The sequence below is a fragment of the Zhaonella formicivorans genome, from assembly GCF_004353525.1.
Taxonomy (GTDB): domain Bacteria; phylum Bacillota; class DUOV01; order DUOV01; family Zhaonellaceae; genus Zhaonella; species Zhaonella formicivorans.
Window position 1 is genome coordinate 205,866 of the sequence record NZ_CP085524.1, and the last position, 15,560, is coordinate 221,425.

The 15,560-nt window shown below is 44.4% G+C and carries 18 protein-coding genes and 7 pseudogenes; 24 read left to right on the forward strand and 1 reads right to left on the reverse strand.

Annotated features, from left to right (window positions below; all coding sequences use genetic code 11):
* Window positions 1–129 precede the first annotated feature (129 nt).
* The 11 genes and pseudogenes from EYS13_RS00955 to EYS13_RS16160 all read left to right on the forward strand — a co-directional run bounded on the left by EYS13_RS00955 (window position 130) and on the right by EYS13_RS16160 (window position 6,280).
* Entirely contained in the window at window positions 130–459 is a 330-nt protein-coding gene (locus EYS13_RS00955) for a PadR family transcriptional regulator (protein WP_227765076.1), read from the forward strand.
* Entirely contained in the window at window positions 452–1,105 is a 654-nt protein-coding gene (locus tag EYS13_RS00960) for an ABC transporter ATP-binding protein (protein WP_077714706.1), read from the forward strand. The genes EYS13_RS00955 and EYS13_RS00960 overlap by 8 nt, the downstream gene beginning before the upstream one ends.
* Complete coding sequence (locus EYS13_RS00965) at window positions 1,089–1,865, forward strand: ABC transporter permease (RefSeq protein ID WP_227765078.1); 777 nt, start codon at window positions 1,089–1,091, stop codon at window positions 1,863–1,865. The genes EYS13_RS00960 and EYS13_RS00965 overlap by 17 nt, the downstream gene beginning before the upstream one ends.
* 33 nt (window positions 1,866–1,898) lie before the next feature.
* On the forward strand, window positions 1,899–2,231 hold the full coding sequence (locus EYS13_RS00970) for a CGGC domain-containing protein (RefSeq protein WP_227765080.1): 333 nt from the start codon (window positions 1,899–1,901) through the stop codon (window positions 2,229–2,231).
* Between the two features lie 501 nt (window positions 2,232–2,732).
* Window positions 2,733–3,593: a UPF0236 family transposase-like protein gene (locus tag EYS13_RS00975; protein ID WP_227765081.1), complete on the forward strand. Its 861-nt coding sequence runs from the start codon at window positions 2,733–2,735 to the stop codon at window positions 3,591–3,593.
* A gap of 270 nt (window positions 3,594–3,863) precedes the next feature.
* A complete protein-coding gene (locus EYS13_RS00980) occupies window positions 3,864–4,148 on the forward strand; it encodes a type II toxin-antitoxin system prevent-host-death family antitoxin (protein ID WP_227765083.1) in 285 nt (94 codons plus the stop codon).
* Entirely contained in the window at window positions 4,132–4,449 is a 318-nt protein-coding gene (locus tag EYS13_RS00985) for a type II toxin-antitoxin system RelE/ParE family toxin (RefSeq protein WP_227765085.1), read from the forward strand. Before EYS13_RS00980 ends, EYS13_RS00985 begins: the two co-directional genes overlap by 17 nt.
* A 94-nt stretch (window positions 4,450–4,543) precedes the next feature.
* Window positions 4,544–5,415 (forward strand): annotated as a pseudogene (locus EYS13_RS00990) (secretion protein F).
* Window positions 5,416–5,474: 59 nt separating this feature from the next.
* Window positions 5,475–5,717 (forward strand): type II toxin-antitoxin system Phd/YefM family antitoxin, encoded by a 243-nt coding sequence (locus tag EYS13_RS00995; protein ID WP_227765089.1) that lies wholly within the window; start codon window positions 5,475–5,477, stop codon window positions 5,715–5,717.
* Window positions 5,714–5,989 (forward strand): type II toxin-antitoxin system death-on-curing family toxin, encoded by a 276-nt coding sequence (locus EYS13_RS01000; RefSeq protein ID WP_227765091.1) that lies wholly within the window; start codon window positions 5,714–5,716, stop codon window positions 5,987–5,989. Before EYS13_RS00995 ends, EYS13_RS01000 begins: the two co-directional genes overlap by 4 nt.
* Before the next feature lie 168 nt (window positions 5,990–6,157).
* Complete coding sequence (locus EYS13_RS16160) at window positions 6,158–6,280, forward strand: hypothetical protein (protein ID WP_265332400.1); 123 nt, start codon at window positions 6,158–6,160, stop codon at window positions 6,278–6,280.
* 96 nt (window positions 6,281–6,376) lie between these two features.
* Here EYS13_RS16160 and EYS13_RS01005 read toward each other — a convergent pair whose 3' ends face one another.
* Complete coding sequence (locus EYS13_RS01005) at window positions 6,377–6,694, reverse strand: DUF4320 family protein (protein WP_227767743.1); 318 nt, start codon at window positions 6,692–6,694, stop codon at window positions 6,377–6,379.
* On the opposite strand from EYS13_RS01005, the pseudogene EYS13_RS01010 reads away from it, so the two are divergent.
* The 13 genes and pseudogenes from EYS13_RS01010 to EYS13_RS01075 all read left to right on the forward strand — a co-directional run.
* Window positions 6,650–6,790: pseudogene (locus EYS13_RS01010) on the forward strand (DUF3852 family protein); the annotation flags it as partial. The gene EYS13_RS01005 and the pseudogene EYS13_RS01010 overlap by 45 nt on opposite strands.
* A 1-nt stretch (window position 6,791) precedes the next feature.
* Window positions 6,792–6,929 (forward strand): annotated as a pseudogene (locus EYS13_RS16445) (conjugal transfer protein TrbL family protein); the annotation flags it as partial.
* A gap of 215 nt (window positions 6,930–7,144) precedes the next feature.
* Entirely contained in the window at window positions 7,145–7,915 is a 771-nt protein-coding gene (locus EYS13_RS01020) for a Fic family protein (RefSeq protein ID WP_227765093.1), read from the forward strand.
* 93 nt (window positions 7,916–8,008) lie between these two features.
* A pseudogene (locus tag EYS13_RS01030) lies at window positions 8,009–9,455 on the forward strand (VirB4 family type IV secretion system protein).
* 12 nt (window positions 9,456–9,467) lie between these two features.
* Window positions 9,468–9,779, forward strand: a pseudogene (locus EYS13_RS01035) (amidoligase family protein); the annotation flags it as partial.
* Window positions 9,780–9,786: 7 nt separating this feature from the next.
* A pseudogene (locus tag EYS13_RS01040) lies at window positions 9,787–10,005 on the forward strand (M23 family metallopeptidase); the annotation flags it as partial.
* A 153-nt stretch (window positions 10,006–10,158) separates the two neighbouring features.
* Window positions 10,159–10,956 carry a Fic family protein gene (locus EYS13_RS01045; protein ID WP_227765102.1) on the forward strand — a complete coding sequence of 266 codons (798 nt, stop codon included), beginning with the start codon at window positions 10,159–10,161 and terminating at the stop codon, window positions 10,954–10,956.
* 103 nt (window positions 10,957–11,059) lie between these two features.
* Window positions 11,060–11,350 (forward strand): DUF6103 family protein, encoded by a 291-nt coding sequence (locus tag EYS13_RS01050; RefSeq protein ID WP_227765104.1) that lies wholly within the window; start codon window positions 11,060–11,062, stop codon window positions 11,348–11,350.
* A gap of 105 nt (window positions 11,351–11,455) precedes the next feature.
* Window positions 11,456–11,713 (forward strand): DUF6103 family protein, encoded by a 258-nt coding sequence (locus EYS13_RS01055; protein WP_227765106.1) that lies wholly within the window; start codon window positions 11,456–11,458, stop codon window positions 11,711–11,713.
* 349 nt (window positions 11,714–12,062) lie between these two features.
* Window positions 12,063–13,052, forward strand: a pseudogene (locus EYS13_RS01060) (type IV secretory system conjugative DNA transfer family protein); the annotation flags it as partial.
* A gap of 10 nt (window positions 13,053–13,062) precedes the next feature.
* On the forward strand, window positions 13,063–13,329 hold the full coding sequence (locus EYS13_RS01065) for a helix-turn-helix domain-containing protein (RefSeq protein ID WP_227765110.1): 267 nt from the start codon (window positions 13,063–13,065) through the stop codon (window positions 13,327–13,329).
* 206 nt (window positions 13,330–13,535) lie between these two features.
* The gene (locus EYS13_RS01070) at window positions 13,536–14,162 is read left to right on the forward strand and encodes a JAB domain-containing protein (protein WP_227765112.1); all 627 of its coding nucleotides are present in this window, start codon (window positions 13,536–13,538) and stop codon (window positions 14,160–14,162) included.
* A 326-nt stretch (window positions 14,163–14,488) separates the two neighbouring features.
* Window positions 14,489–15,529 carry an SH3 domain-containing protein gene (locus EYS13_RS01075; protein ID WP_227765114.1) on the forward strand — a complete coding sequence of 347 codons (1,041 nt, stop codon included), beginning with the start codon at window positions 14,489–14,491 and terminating at the stop codon, window positions 15,527–15,529.
* Window positions 15,530–15,560: the final 31 nt, after the last annotated feature.

The window sequence follows — 15,560 nt, forward strand, 5'->3', positions numbered from 1 at the left end:
GGTTTTTTTTATTTTGAAAATTAGAAACGATTGACAACTGCATTTTAGCTGTACTATAATAATAACTAAATACGATAACGAAATTCGATAGCGGAAATAGATAATAGAATCGATAATGAGGTGAAAACAATGACTGGTTTTGTTAACAAGCGGTTGTTTCAAGGTTTTATCTGCTTGCATATTTTGCACCATGCGGACAAAGAGCCTGTTTATGGAAGCTGGATGATTGAGGAATTATCCGAACATGGATATAAATTGAGCCCAGGGACGTTGTATCCTATTCTCCATAACCTTGAAAAAGAAGGTTTGATTGAGCATTATGATGAAAACGTTGGCGGCAAAATCCGTAAATACTATGTTATTACAGAAGCAGGGAAGAAAGAGCTTATTGAAGCCAAGAAATATCTGGCTGAGTTGGTTGGTGAGATTGGAATTGCAAAGGAGGATGACAATGTTTAAATTTATTGATGTAAGATACAAGGGTGTATTAGACCTGCCGACGCTTTATATAGAAAAGGAGAAAATAACAACCCTAGTTGGTGCAAGCGGCAGCGGTAAAACAACAATTTTGAAAATGTTGAATAAAATGATTTCTCCCACGCAGGGCAGGATTTTATTTAATGGTGTGGATTTGAAAGAGATAAATTCTGTTGCTCACCGTAGACGCGTTACCATGCTTTCTCAAAGTCCTGCCATGTTTGAAGGAAGTATCAGGGACAATTTAATTGCAGGGCTAAGGTTTCAGCAAAGAGAAATTCCAAGCGATGAAGTGCTTTATCAGGTTTTAGAGCAGGTTAAGTTAAAAAAGTCGCTTGAAAGTTCAGCAAATACTCTTTCAGGAGGAGAAAAACAAAGGCTTGCTTTAGGCCGGGTGCTGATACTTAACCCAGATGTTTATCTTCTTGACGAACCATCATCTGCGCTGGATGATGAGACGGAAGAAATTATAATTCATATGGTAACAGAGCATGTTAGAAGAGAAAATAAAACTCTTGTAATGGTAACCCATTCAAAAGCAATTGCTGAAAAATACTCCGACACAATAATTGAAATATCGGAAGGCAGATGCTCGAGCAGGAGGTGCAATAATGAACGGAATCATTGATTTAACAGTCTGGCAGGTTGCGTTTGCGTATCTGTTTGTTTTAATCGTGCTTGCAATTGTAAGAATACGGGGAATAAAGAGAGAAAAAGAAATCGTTATATCCTCTGTCAGAATGACTTTGCAGCTTGTTTTGACCGGATATATACTGGTGTATATATTTAACAATCCCAGCCCGTTCATTACCGGAGGAATCATTTTGCTCATGGAGGCCTTTGCAGTTTATACTGTATTTAAAAAATTCAAAGGAAGACTATCAAACCCTTTAAAAAAAGTTATTGCTTTTTCCATGAGCATAGGTACTCTATCGTGTCTTTTATATTTTCTATTTGTCGTAGTGCGGATTTCCCCATGGTATGATCCGCAATATTTTGTGCCAATAGCCGGAATGCTTATTGGCAATTCAATGACGGGGATATCACTTGGCGTTAAATCCCTGCTCGAAGGAATGACAACACAGAAAGCTCTGGTGGAAGAAACACTGATACTTGGAGCAACACCACAGGCTGCAACAAGAAGCATAATCAACAGTACTTTTGATGCAGCTATTATGCCAACCATCAATTCAATGGTTGGAATGGGTATAGTTTTTTTGCCGGGGATGATGACAGGTCAAATTCTTTCCGGCACTTCACCGACAACAGCTATTGCTTATCAAATTGCCATAATGCTTGGAATTCTTGGCGCTGTCGCACTTACTGTTATCATTATGCTGCAGTTGGGCTATCGTACATTCTTCAATAAGGAAGAACAACTATATTAAAGTGTAGCTATAACAATACAAGGAGTTGTTAGTATGAAGGTTGGATTGATAAGATGTATGCAAACAGAGGATATGTGTCCTGCAACAACAGATTTTAAAGTAATGAAGGAAAAGAAATGTGCATTTGAAGGCGTTGAAGGTGATATTGAAGTAATCGGTGTTAATACATGTGGTGGCTGCCCTGGTAAAAGAGCTGTAACAAGGGCCGTAGAAATGGTTAAAAGAGGAGCAGACACAATTGTATTGGCTTCTTGCATTACAAGGGGTAATCCAATAGGATTTGCTTGTCCACATTCACAGGCAATGAAGGATGCAATTTCAAAGAAACTGGGTGATTGTATAAGGGTCATTGACTATACACACTGATACTTTTAATGCAGATATGCTTTTTTATCGCCATCTTTAAAGTTGCAAAGCTCAATATGAAAACATATCAAGTGTTTTCTTTTAATCGCTTTTCGCCGCTCAAAGCACGTTGAGTGCATAGTTCAGATAAAACGTGCCGAAACCCGCATGGCGTAAGGGTTTTCGGCGATTTTGAAGGACATCTTTTGAAGGGAAAAAACGATGATAATTAATAATAAAAACTCGGTTATTTTTAAAATGATCGGGTTTTTACTTTTATAAGATAAACAACCAGAAAAGCATTAATTGCCTCACTGGATTTTCTTTGATAAATATGGGGGTATAGCTCGCCAGGGAAAGCATAAATGATATTCTGAAAAATTAGTCAAAAAATGTTAGTGTAAAATTACTGTAGGATACCCTGCAGGAAAAAAAGGGCAGGGGAAAGAAATAAGACCTCACCGTCTGGCGAAAGACGGAGCCTTAAGCCCTAAGGCAAAAAGGCTCGAGAGGTGAGGTCTTATGGAAAAGATAATTCAACACTTATGGGATAAATTCCTGCTGGTTGGGGAAAACGTAATTGAGGCTTTAGAGAGAAAAATCACATATCCGGAGTTGGAAATCAAGGTTAAAGAGATCCTTAACCAATTGGGAAAAGACATACTGAAGATGGTCCTGGAAACCCAGGATGCTTATCTGGTTGAGCACCGGGAAGAACGTCCCGGTTGGGTGGTTGAGCGGCGTCAAGAAGAGAAACATGTGGTCACAGTCTTTGGAGAAATGAGCTATCATCGTACCTACTTTTACCATAAAGAAACCCAATCCTACGCTCATTTAGTTGACGACTATGCCGGATATAGCGCTGTAGGCCCTGAGCCCAAACTACAAGCAGCCCTTTGGGAACATATAAAGCGCAGTGACTTGGAAAAAGTAATGGTTGTATTGGATAAAGCCCAGAAACTCCGTCCAGAGCGCCAGAAAGCGATTACAAAAACGAAGCGGTACATTCGGGGGCAGTGGGATGGGATAGAAGCGCGTAACCGATACCGTGAAGAAGTGCAGGGATGCAGCGCAGAAGGACACGTAAGCCATATACTATCTGCCAGATTAAGCAAGCGGCCAGGGGGATGGAGCAAAGCAGGAGCCGAACAAATGGCCAGCCTTCGGGCAGCCAAAGCCAACGGGTTAAATATAAAGGAAATATACCTGGCCCAGCAAAAACAACCGGTAAAAGCATTACAGGTAGACGCAGAAAAACTAAAAAGGGCCAAGAGAACAATCCAAAGGAACGTGGCAATAGAAATGATTCGGAATATGCCCATCCTGAAAGGACCCCAGAGTCCATTGACCAAGGTCCTCAGGGCACTAGCCGCTACTGCATAGACCTGTGCTAAGGGCAACCAGAAATAATATGTATCTTCATAGTAAAATATTAGCAATACAACCACATAATTCAAGAATTAATCAAAAAATATCAGGCAAATTTACAACGAGGCTACCGCTCTGAACCGGATAGGTGAATTTTTCTCGTAAAAAATCCTACAGTTACTTGACACTATCAGCAAGTCATCATTAATTTACAAGGCCACTTTAATGTAGTATAATAAGAATATAATAAGGATAAAATAATGCTACGCTAAAGGGAGTGGTCAAGTGATTATAAAGCCATCGGCTGCAATTCGAAAAAACTACAACGAGATTTCCGAGCTGTGCAAGAAGTCCGGACAGCCTGTGTACCTGACCAAAAACGGTGAGGGAGATTTGGTGGTGATGGATATTGAAGCCTTTGCCCGACGCGAAAGCATGCTGCGCCTCAGAGAAAATCTGGTTGCAGCCGAGGAAAGCCGGTTAAGCGGCAAAAGCGGTTATTCCATTGACGAGGTATCTTCCATGATGAAAGCAGCCATCAAGGAGGTACTGGATGGACAGCGAGGGTAAAATATACAAAGTGATTATCTCCGATGAGGCGGCGCAGATGCTGGTATCTCACTCCCGCTTTCTGGCCCAGGTCAGTGAAAAAGCCGCATTAGATCTCGTAGCCGAGTTCAGCGCGAAAGCAAAATCTCTGGAGAAATTTCCGGAGCGAAACCCTTGGCTCTCCGATCCTTACATTCCTGCCGGTAAGTACAGAAAACTCCTTATAGGCAAGCAGTATCTGCTCATTTACCAGATAAAGGGCGATACCGTTTATGTGGATTATGTGGTGGACTGCAGGCAGGATTACGGCTGGCTGTTGTAAGAAGCATATTAAAACCAAATCGGAAATTAGCGCAAGATCATATGCCGTCACAGAAATGTGGCGGCTTTTCTGCATTTTACGGAGGTGAAACCATTTGATATCCCTGTTATTTTTATTTGTAGTCCTGCTTGTGGCAGGGCTGTTTTTTATTCTCGCGGATGTGCTCAAGCTGCCGACCATGGGAGCAGCCAAGGCCATGCTCAGTGCCGGTAAGCAGGACAAAAAGGCTGCAAAACCGTGGATGCGTATTTCATGTCCGGCGCTGTCAGGCTGTCAAGATTTATTCGCCTGGATGAGTACCGCAAAAGCCGCATGTCCAACGTCCTCAAAGCGGCGGGCATCAGTATGACACCGGAGGTTTACCTTGCGTATGCCTTCGTCAAAGCAGGAGCGATCCTCCTTGGCGTGATACCCTGCCTGTTCTTGTTCCCGCTGCTTTCCCCGGTGATGGTGCTGCTCGCCGTGCTGGTCTATTTCAAGGAAACCAGAAAAGCGGATGAGCAGCTGAAGGTCAAACGGGAGCAGATCGAAAGCGAGCTGCCAAGGTTCGTGGCGACCATCGAACAGTCGCTAAAAAGCAGCCGTGATGTGTTGTCCATTCTGGAGAACTTTAAGAAAAATGCAGGCACTGCTTTTGCAAGTGAACTGGACATCGTAACTGCGGACATGCGCTCATCCAGCTACGAGGCGGCGCTCACCCGGTTCGAGGCAAGGCTCAATTCACCACAACTCTCTGATGTAGTGCGCGGACTCATTGGTGTGCTGCGCGGCGATGACGGCGCAATCTATTTTCAGATGCTCGCCCACGATTTTAAGGTGCTGGAGCTACAAAGACTCAAGGGTGAGGCGCAGAAGATACCGCCCAAAATCCGGATTTTCTCCTTCATTATGCTGATATGCTTCCTGTTTACCTATCTCGCCATCATCGGCTATGAGATCATCAAGTCCCTCGGCGGGATGTTTTGAAATGAAATAGGTTAAATTTATCCTATTTCTGTGTATAATAGAAATAGGAGGTGTTTTGAATGAATATTAACACAAACAGCCTTGTTTCCATTACCGAGGCCAATCAGAATTTTTCCAAGGTGGCGCGCTTGGTTGATGAGAATGGTGTTGCGGTCATTTTGAAAAACAATGTGCCGCGTTATATTATCATAGAGTTCAATGAATGTCAGGCTGAGGAAATGGCGGTTGACGAGGATGTGAAAAGTATAGCTCGCCGCCTGATCACAAAACACCGGACGGCGTTTGAGGAACTGGCTAAATGAAAAGATTAAGCATCCCGCAAATCGTGATGATGCACAGCGCGTTGATCAAGGAAACCGGAGGATTGGACGGGATTCGTGACGAGAACCTGCTGGACTCGGCGGTCAACGCTCCATTTCAGACCTTTGGCGGTGAATATGTATATAAAACACTGGAGGCGAAGGAGGCGCGTTTGGGGTATTCTTTAGTAAAAAATCATCCCTTTGTTGATGACAACAAGAGAATCGGAATGCTTGCCATGCTGGTTTTCTGGAAATCAATGGCATCGAGCTAACATGTTTGGATCAGGATATTATCGAAACCGGCTTAAAGCTTGCTGCCGGCGAGATGGATGATAAGCAACTCTTGGAATGGATTCTACGGCATAATTAAAGAATGGGCATGGCGAAAAAGAGCGGATAACCTCCGTTCTTTTTTTGTTGCGCTGAAAGGAGGTCTTCTGATGAACGAACAGGATTTGAAACAAAAGCTGCTGCGCTTTCAAAACCCGCCGGAGGTGGTGAGGGACCAGTGGCTGAACGAGCAGGGCACTGCTTTGCACGAGGAAAGGGGGCATGTTCTCTGAACACTTGCCGACACAAGGGATGCGTACGACAACTATGATGATGTTTACCACGGCGTTCGGGAGGGCTATGCAGGAGGGTATAAGCCAAGCGGTTCCTCATGGGAGGGCAGCATTGACTACGACAAGGAGGTAATCTCTTATGAAGAATATAACTGACAAGACAAAGAAATGGCTGACGGTCACCGTGAACTCTTCATTGAGCTGGATTTTGCCGGTCTTTGACCAGGAAATGGCGGGATCAAGTCCTGTTTTTTCCCGCAGCACCTGCGCCCGCATGCTGGTTTCGCTGCCGACCCTGTCTGCAATCTCCGCTTCTCTGCAAAGTTCTGAGGCAAAGGTGTTCACCTTTTTTGCGTCACCCTTGTCCTTATCAGCGTTTTCTGTATGACCGTCTATGCCGCTCCTACCGGCGATGTTGTGGGAGCCATAGAAAGCACAAGGAAGGACGCATCTGCGCAGATTAAAACCGTGGTCAACAAGGTCGTTTTCCCTGCGATCGACCTGATTCTGTGAATTCTTCGCGATGATGGGCAACATGGGAGCCGAGCTGTTCGAGATGAGCTGGGTGCAGGCTATTATGCTGTTCTTTTCCTATCTTGCATGGGCGCTTTATGGGACAGTGCTTGTGGTTTCTGCCTTTGAATGCGGCACCGTATTGAAAAAACTCTGCGAGAGCAGGGCTTTTCCGTTAAAAGGGCCGAAAAAGAGGACATCAAAAGAATCCTCGCCGTGTACTTTGAGCAGAATGTGACTACCGAAAAATTTGAGGACTTCGATGGGGAGAGATGGGTGATTTTTGGTGACTAAATGGAAGTTTTTGTGGTATAATTAAATGATAAATACAATGAAAACAGGTGAATAAAGATGGACATATACAGATTACTTGACTTATATAAGGCTGCTATAGACGAGCGCAGACCCTTCGAGGGTGAGGTGCTGACACAACTTAAAGAATACTATCGTATCGGACTCACTTGGTCATCCAATGCTCTTGAGGGAAATACCCTTACGGAAAGTGAAACCAAAGTGCTGCTTGAGGATGGATTGACTGTTGGCGGTAAACCCTTGCGTTATACCTTTGAGGCAATCGGTCATGCCAAAGCCTATGATTTCATGTTCACCCTGCTTAAAAATAGAACCATCACGGAAAGAGATGTTCTGACAATGCATCAAATGTTTTATGAGAATATAGAGAAAGAATATGCCGGAAGATACCGTGACATGGATGTTTTCATCAGCGGCTCCAGATATCCTGTGGCAGAAACAAAACGCATACAGGAAGAAATGAATGGACTTTTTCAGTGGATTGCAACCGAAAGAGAGAAGTTTCATCCGGTAGTGTTTGCAGCACAGCTCCATAAAAGATTTGTCTTCATTCATCCGTTTAAAGACGGAAATGGCAGAATTGCCAGGCTCATTATGAACACCGCACTGATACAGGATGGATATCTTTTGGCTGTAATTCCTCCGGTGCTTAGACATGAATACATTGAACTTCTTGAAAAAGCCCATAGAGATGACAAACCCTTTGTACAGTTTATTGCAGAGCGGGTTATTGAATCCCAAAAGGAAATCATGCGGCTTTTGCACATACCAATTCCAAAGCTGGACAGCGGCATGGGTATGCAGCTATAGCATAGATATATCAAATTATGAGGAAATTCCACCGGATGACGATGGACAAAAAGACCAGCAAGAAAAAACAGCAGGGCAGCAACAGATGATGCAATGCCAAAAGCAAATCGAATGAGTACTGCCGTGGCGCAGGAGGACGTCCGCATACAGGAATTCCTCGATATGATCGCACCCTCGGTCATCAAATTCAACACCGACCACTTCATCTGCGGCAATACCTACCGCTGCGTGTGGGCGCTTCGCGAGTACCCCACAGCCACGGAGGAACAGGCAATCCTGCGCCACCTTGGGGAAAAGGACGGCGTTACTTTAAAGATTTACGCCCGTCACGTCACTTCTGTCCGGCAAGACCGATGCCAAAGGCTTCTACCTGGGCAGGGACAAGTTCGGCAGCAACATTCTTGTGGATTTTAACAAACGTGCTGATGACAAGACCAATGCCAACATTCTCATTCTTGGCAACTCAGGACAAGGAAAGTCCTACCTCCTGAAGCTCATTCTCTGCAACATGCGGCAGTCAGGTATGCATGTCCTGGCCCTTGATCCGGAGATGGAGTACGAGGAACTAACCAATAACCTTGGCGGCTGCTTTATTGACCTCATGTCCGGCGAATATATCATCAATGTGCTGGAACCGAAAACATGGGATGAAAACGGCGATCCCAGGGATGCTGAAGCGCCCCAGGCGTTCCGGCAGACTTCAAAACTCAGCCAGCACATCAGCTTTCTCAAGGACTTTTTCAGAACCTACAAGGATTTTGACGACCGGCAGATCGACACCATTGAAATCATGCTGGGGAAGCTGTATGAGCAATGGGGCATCACGGACCACAGCAGCTTTGACCGGCTTAAATCCACCGATTACCCCATTCTGTCCAACCTTTATGAGCTGATTGAAAACGAATACAAAACCTTTGATGAAAGCAAACGCCAGCTCTATACTGCAGAAATCCTGCAGCAAATCTGCCTAGGACTCCACTCCCTATGCAAGGGTGCGGAGTCTAAATTTTTTAACGGGCACACCAACATCACCAGCAGCCATTTCATCACCTTTGGTGTGAAAGGACTGCTGCAGGCAAGCAAAAATATCCGCAGCGCCCTGCTGTTTAACGTGCTGTCCTTCATGTCCAACGAGCTTTTAACCAAGGGCAATACGGTAGCAAGCATCGATGAGTTTTATCTGTTTCTTACCAACCTCACAGCGGTTGAGTATATCCGCAACTTTATGAAGCGTGTCCGCAAAAAGGACAGCGCCGTGATCCTTGCCAGCCAGAACCTGGAGGATTTCAATATTGACGGCATCCGGGAGTATACCAAGCCTTTATTTTCCATACCGACTCATGCCTTCCTCTTTAATGCCGGAAACATTGATGCCAAATTCTACATCGATACCCTGCAGCTGGAGCAGAGCGAATATAACCTGATCCGCTACCCGCAGCGCGGGGTGTGTCTCTACAAATGCGGCAACGAGCGGTATAACCTCATGGTGCAGGCTCCAGAGCATAAAGCACGACTGTTCGGAAGTGCTGGCGGCCGGTAAGGAGGCTGGCCGATGAAAACCCAACGCTTTGGAATCGAAATTGAAATGACAGGACTCTCAAGGCATAGGGCCGCACAGGTTCTGTCGGAGTATTTCGGCACACGGCTGTCCCATGACGGAGGTGCTTATGACACATATTCCGTGCTGGACAGCCAAAACCGCAGATGGAAAATCATGAGCGATGCCAGTATTTCTGTAGAATGCAAACGAGGCAGCGCCGATTCCACTTACCGTGTGGAACTGGTCAGTCCCATTTGTAAATATGAGGATATTGAAACCATCCAGGAGATTGTGCGGAAACTCCGGGCTGCCGGAGCCATTGCCAAATAAGAACACAGGCTACGGCTATCATTTGGCCATCGACCACGGCGGCGGTTTCGTCACCATATACGCCCATTGCTCCAAAATCTTTGTCACTGAGGGGCAGACCGTGAAGGCGGGCGACATCATCGCACAGGTCGGTTCCACTGGCCGGAGTACCGGAGAGCACTTGCACTTTGAGGTACGAGTGAACGGTGAAAAGCAAAACCCAAGAGACTATCTGCCGTAAGCAAGGTGAAAAACGATGCCGTGGATTAGAAAAATGAGTGGCTCCGATGGCGAGTCTTCCTGTTAGAATAAACCTATAACCTTCGTAATTCTGTCTAAGCTTATTAAAAGTGTGGTATAATGAAACAAATAATGTAAAAAAGGAGGGGTGTGTTTGGAGCTATACAATAAGGCTGTTGAACTGTGGCAGTCATACAAAATTGCGTCTGCCGCTGATTTAGATAAATACCTTGACAGCTTCCGCATCCTGTTTGCGTTTCATTCCGGGAAGATAGAAAACGAGGAAATCACCTATCACGATACAAGGGAAATCTTTGAAAACGGCAGGGTTGTAGACTATACTGGAGACGTGCGCGCCCTGTTCGAGCAGCAAAATCAAAAGCTGTGCTATGAGTTATTGAAAGAAAAAATCGTGAAAAAAGAGCCTCTCAGCATAGAGTTGGTTAAGGAAATACACAAGGTTCTCACCGGCGGGACATACGATGAGCGCAGGTATATTGAAAATGAGGAACGGCCAGGCGAATTTAAAAAGCACGATTATGTAACCGGCGTCCATGAGGTGGGCTCCGCTGCGGAAGATGTTGAAAACGACCTGACGGAACTGATTGCCGAAGTCAACGCCTATGAGGGCAAAGATGTCTTAAAAGCCGCCGCCTATCTTCACGCCAGGTTTGAATACATCCATCCCTTCGCAGACGGCAACGGGCGTGTTGGCAGGACGCTGATGAATTACTATCTCATGACACGTAACCACCCGCCTCTAATCGTCTATAACGAGGATAAGCGGGTTTATTACGAGTGCCTGCAAAAGTATGATGAAGCCGAGGATTTAAATCCTCTCTATGAGTTTTTCAAGTATGAAACGGAAAAAACATGGGAAAAGGCGCTGGCTCTTGCCGAAGGCAGGAAGCCGGAACGCAAAGGTTTGTCAGATTTTACCCAGAGTATGTAGCCAACAGAATTATATTGAAACATAAGTCATCTCGAAAGGGATGGCTTTTTTGTTTGCCAAGATGAGCTTATAGGAATCAGTAATAAAAAGGAGGCAATAAGCCATGAGAGAAACCGAACTGAAAATAATGTTCCCTACGGAGAAGCTGGATGCACTCCGTTTTTTTATGGGCAAAAAGGAGCTGACTGTTGAGCAGGAGCTGAAGGACTACCTTGATAAAACCTATGAAAAAGTTGTTCCGGCACACGTCCGAGAATATGTGGAAAGCAGGCTTGACCAAGCATCGCCGCAGGAGGAAACGCCTGAACAGAGAGCTCAGGAGCAGCAGCCGGAGCCACAGAGGGAACGCCAGTCAAGGCAAACCCGCCGCCAGCGTGAGCAGGCGGTGGCTTAATCAGCGGCGTTATCTCCGCAGGCCAGACAGCCGGAGCTGCCGGAAGAACATGAAGAATCCCAGGGCATGAGCATGAGTATGTAAATTCGAAAGGAGAGATTAACAATGAAACAAGCAACCCTGCAAATTAAATTTGATGAAGAAAAGTTGAATGCTATCAAGCAGTACATGGGCAAAAAGGATGCCGACCTTCAGACGGAGCTGGACGATGTGATGCAAAAGCTCTATGAAAAGCATGTCCCCGCACCAGTTCGTGAGTACATTGAAAGCCGGGATTCCAGGGTGCAGGAAAAGCCGAAAAGATACGCCTGCATTTCATATTTACAGCCCGCATGCAAGGATTGGAATGAGGACTACAACTGACCGACGAACTCTGTCGCAGCTATCATCCGCACCAGGACCGGGGAAAGCTGAAAACCAAAGCAGAGGATATCCAGCAGGATGTTAATGCCATTAATGATCAGTTCAAAACATCCGGAATCCGTACCCTTGAGGAAAAGCAAAAATTGATCGCATCATATATGAGCCTTGCACTGAACTGTGTCAAGGCTCAAATTACTATATGTCTCGAAAGTCAGCAACAAAAAATAGAAGCTCTGCAAAAGCAGAATGAAGAGAGAGTCGATTATATGCAGGCTGTTTGCGAAGAATTTTTGCAGCCTGGTATTTAGCAATATTATGACTGCATATTTGAAGAAAGCCATGTGTGTCAGAGCATAAGGCAAGATGGTTTGCGGGAGCGGCATTAAACACTGCGGAGCAGGCGATGCAAAGTGTTCTCTCAACAGCCCTTTCCCGGTTGAATGCATTCCTGGACTCAGAACTGGAGCAGATACTGTGTTTTGACACTGCCATCGATGCAGAGCGTTTTTGCAAAAGAAAGTCTGCCATCTTCCTTGTCATGCCGGAAGAAGACAATACAAAATACTTTCTAATCTCCCTTATTGTCCAGCAGCTCTACCGGGAGATACTGTCGGTGGCCGATGAACAGGGCGGCAGGCTTCAAAACCGTGTCATGATGTACCTGGATGAGATCGGCACTATACCTAAAATTGAAAGTGCAGAGATGATGTTTTCCGCTTCCCGTTCCCGCCGTGTTTCCATCGTGGCCATCATACAGAGCTTTGCGCAGCTTGAAAAGAACTACGGCAAGGAAGGAGCCGCCATCATCATTGACAACTGCCAGGATACCATCTTCGGGGGTTTTGCTCCAAACTCGGAATCAGCGCAGATACTTTCCAGAAGCCTTGGCAATAAGACGGTTTTATCAGGTTCGGTCACCCGGGGGAAGCATGATCCGTCCCAATCCCTGCAAATGATCCAGCGTCCCTTGATGACTCCCGATGAATTGAAGACCCTGCCCAAAGGCAGCTTCATTGTCGCAAAGACCGGCGCCTGTCCTATGAAAACCAGTTTAAAGCTGTTCATTGAATGGGGCATCCGGTTTGAAAAGGTGTATGAGCTGCAGGAAAAATCCGCCCGCAAGGTTGCCTATGCTGACAAAAAAGAGCTGGAAGAGGAGATCGTCAAGCGGCACATATCATATGAAGATATAGTAGAACAGGAACCATACTTCACATCAGCTCAAGGCGGCATATCCCTTGCACCTGCTGAAGAGATTCAGGAAAAAGCATTGAAGTCCAGGCTACAAACAAAGACAAAAACACAGCGGCAAATGGAGCCGCCGCTGCGTACAGATTAGGAGGTGCCTGATGGGCTATTTTGAATCGCTTTATGCATCAGAGCTTCCCCATAGGGCTGTAGCCGTCTACATGTACCTTCGTGACAGGGCCGACAGGGACGGCAAATGCTATCCGGCGATCGGTACCATCGCCGCGGAACTGAAGCTGTCACGGAGCACTGTAAAAAGAGCCATCGCGGACCTTGAAAAGAGCGGTTATCTTCGCAAAGAGCAGAGGTGGCGTGAGAACGGGGGCAAGAGCAGCAACATGTATTTTTTAAAATCAGGGATGGGGTAACTCTGAAAAACTTTACTTTACACCAAGGGGGCAGTCTGTTTATTTGGTGAACTGTGGTACGGTTCACCGTGAGCTATGCAGTGAACTGCCCACTCTAAGAAATATTCAACATCAGACAAAGAAACAAAATAGATTTATTGATAAATAGCATGAAAGGTGGAAGATGAGATGAATTTAGAAAAATCAAGGAATGCGGAGTACAAGAAGTGTGCAGCTTTATTGTCTCTGTTGGTTGGATTGTCTTGGAACACCCTCATATCATGGAACCAAATGAAAAACAGCTTGAAAAGATAGGGCTGCTCAATGAATTCATAGCTTCTTATAACCTCCTGAAAATCTACGAAAGTGAGAAGAAGATTACGCTTAATTCATCAACCGTATCTGGTCAGTATTTTTTGGCTCTTTTAGGTGGAATGAAGGATAAAGAAAGGTTCATGGTTGCATTTCTGGATAACGGTAATAACCTGATTGAAACAAAGACCATGTCTGAAGGAAGTGTCGGACAAGCAGTTGTTTATCCCAGAGAGGTATTGAAATATGCTATTGCCTGTGATTGCAGGGCAATAATCTTGGCCCATAATCATCCCGGCGGCTCCACAAATTTTTCTCCGGAAGATAAAGCATTGACACAGAGATTTGTTGATATTTTTCATCCTCTTGAAATCAAAGTTTTAGACCATATTGTTGTAGGCGGAACACGCTATTCTTCCATGGCGGAACAAGGAGAAATTCCTCATCAGTGTGTAAGTAAAGCAAATTATGAAGTGATTGCATTAAGTGAATCGGCGGTGGAAGAAAACCAGGATAGTTGTCAGTATACTCATTCATTTTAGGCCGAAGAGAAGGGGAAAAACGATTGCAGCTAGTTCAGTATATCTATTTTGAGATCATAAAGTCTTGCTATGCAAGGCTTTATGAGCTTACGGGCATAGTTATAGTTAGATATATTTCCATTGATGGAAAGAAACCAATTGAAAATTTTCTTCAATTATGAAGGGAATACTTGCCATTATTCGTAGTTTCGAATATAATATATTTTGTATGATTATAACTTTTAAGAGATATGTCAATGGGTTATATCAGTTAAAACAGAATGCAAATGCCTTGCTGTAAGTTAAATCAGAACGGTTTGCGATTAGGTGGGGGGCCTTCGGTAGAAATGTCAAAAAATAAGTTAGAAAAGCCGTTCAGGACGATGAATAGATATATGGAACAAATGGATAGAATCAGTAGCCTGACAGCAATAGCATCAAGGCTTAATATAGCAACCATGTTTGAGACGCCTATTAGTCGGTTGCTACAACAGCAAGACTATATTGCCAATCTTTTTAAAAGCACAGAATTTACTTCTGCATTTTCATATGCAGAGAAAATGGACAAACTCTTTCCGCGTATTGAAAAGCTTGTATTGCCTAATGCTGCGGTTTTTTCTGAAGTACAAAGAGCTTTAGATATTGTCAATACGCCTGCAATCAGAGAGGCAATTCTTTATGCAAATAGGATTGAAGGTATTATGCCTAAGCGTTTAGGCAGTATGTTTGAGAATTCTATAGCAATCCTTGAGAGGATTAATTTTAATAACAGCAGGCTGTCGTCCATTATAGATTCATTAAATACTTATCAAAACCTTTTCCAAAACATAATAAATACCACTGCTTATAACAATTTGTTAGGGAACTTATTTCCTGAAGACGAGTATTCTCAGATATTCAACAATTTTGATAGTGAAATTGACGAGGTATCTTTAACCTCTATCGAAGAGGAAGAGCTTGCAAATGATATTACAGAGATTTATTCTTCTCCAAACTGGCAGCAACGGCTAAATGCAGCAATAATAAAATGGCAGGAAAAAAATCCTATAGTTATGCGGGTTTTACAAGCAATTGTTACGATAATTACCATAATAAGTGCAATAGTGACGATAGCCGGTTTTGTGCATCAGGCTACCGTCGTTTCAGATAAAGCAGCAATAAGAAAAGAACCTTCTAAAGCAGCTCCAATAGTATATACCGTTACAAAAAATGAAATCGTCACTATAATTAGCGAAGAACGGTACTGGTACCAGGTCGAATATGTGACTCTAAAAGATGAGGATGAAGATAAAAAAATTGTCTACAAGGGATATATTGCTAAACGGACAACAGAAAAAACTATTGAAACCAAGTCTATCGGCACTGCTGAAGATGATGGTTTGGAATAAGTAGAAAAGTTTTGGATGGCAAGAAAGAAGG

Bases quoted from the DNA above. Each gene is read 5' to 3' on its own strand.
- EYS13_RS00955 (WP_227765076.1), top strand. From the start codon at position 130: ATGACTGGTTTTGTTAACAAGCGGTTGTTTCAAGGTTTTATCTGCTTG.
- EYS13_RS00960 (WP_077714706.1), top strand. From the start codon at position 452: ATGTTTAAATTTATTGATGTAAGATACAAGGGTGTATTAGACCTGCCG.
- EYS13_RS00965 (WP_227765078.1), top strand. From the start codon at position 1,089: ATGAACGGAATCATTGATTTAACAGTCTGGCAGGTTGCGTTTGCGTAT.
- EYS13_RS00970 (WP_227765080.1), top strand. From the start codon at position 1,899: ATGAAGGTTGGATTGATAAGATGTATGCAAACAGAGGATATGTGTCCT.
- EYS13_RS00975 (WP_227765081.1), top strand. From the start codon at position 2,733: ATGGAAAAGATAATTCAACACTTATGGGATAAATTCCTGCTGGTTGGG.
- EYS13_RS00985 (WP_227765085.1), top strand. From the start codon at position 4,132: ATGGACAGCGAGGGTAAAATATACAAAGTGATTATCTCCGATGAGGCG.
- EYS13_RS00995 (WP_227765089.1), top strand. From the start codon at position 5,475: ATGAATATTAACACAAACAGCCTTGTTTCCATTACCGAGGCCAATCAG.
- EYS13_RS01000 (WP_227765091.1), top strand. From the start codon at position 5,714: ATGAAAAGATTAAGCATCCCGCAAATCGTGATGATGCACAGCGCGTTG.
- EYS13_RS16160 (WP_265332400.1), top strand. From the start codon at position 6,158: ATGAACGAACAGGATTTGAAACAAAAGCTGCTGCGCTTTCAAAACCCG.
- EYS13_RS01020 (WP_227765093.1), top strand. From the start codon at position 7,145: ATGGACATATACAGATTACTTGACTTATATAAGGCTGCTATAGACGAG.
- EYS13_RS01050 (WP_227765104.1), top strand. From the start codon at position 11,060: ATGAGAGAAACCGAACTGAAAATAATGTTCCCTACGGAGAAGCTGGAT.
- EYS13_RS01055 (WP_227765106.1), top strand. From the start codon at position 11,456: ATGAAACAAGCAACCCTGCAAATTAAATTTGATGAAGAAAAGTTGAAT.
- EYS13_RS01065 (WP_227765110.1), top strand. From the start codon at position 13,063: ATGGGCTATTTTGAATCGCTTTATGCATCAGAGCTTCCCCATAGGGCT.
- EYS13_RS01075 (WP_227765114.1), top strand. From the start codon at position 14,489: ATGTCAAAAAATAAGTTAGAAAAGCCGTTCAGGACGATGAATAGATAT.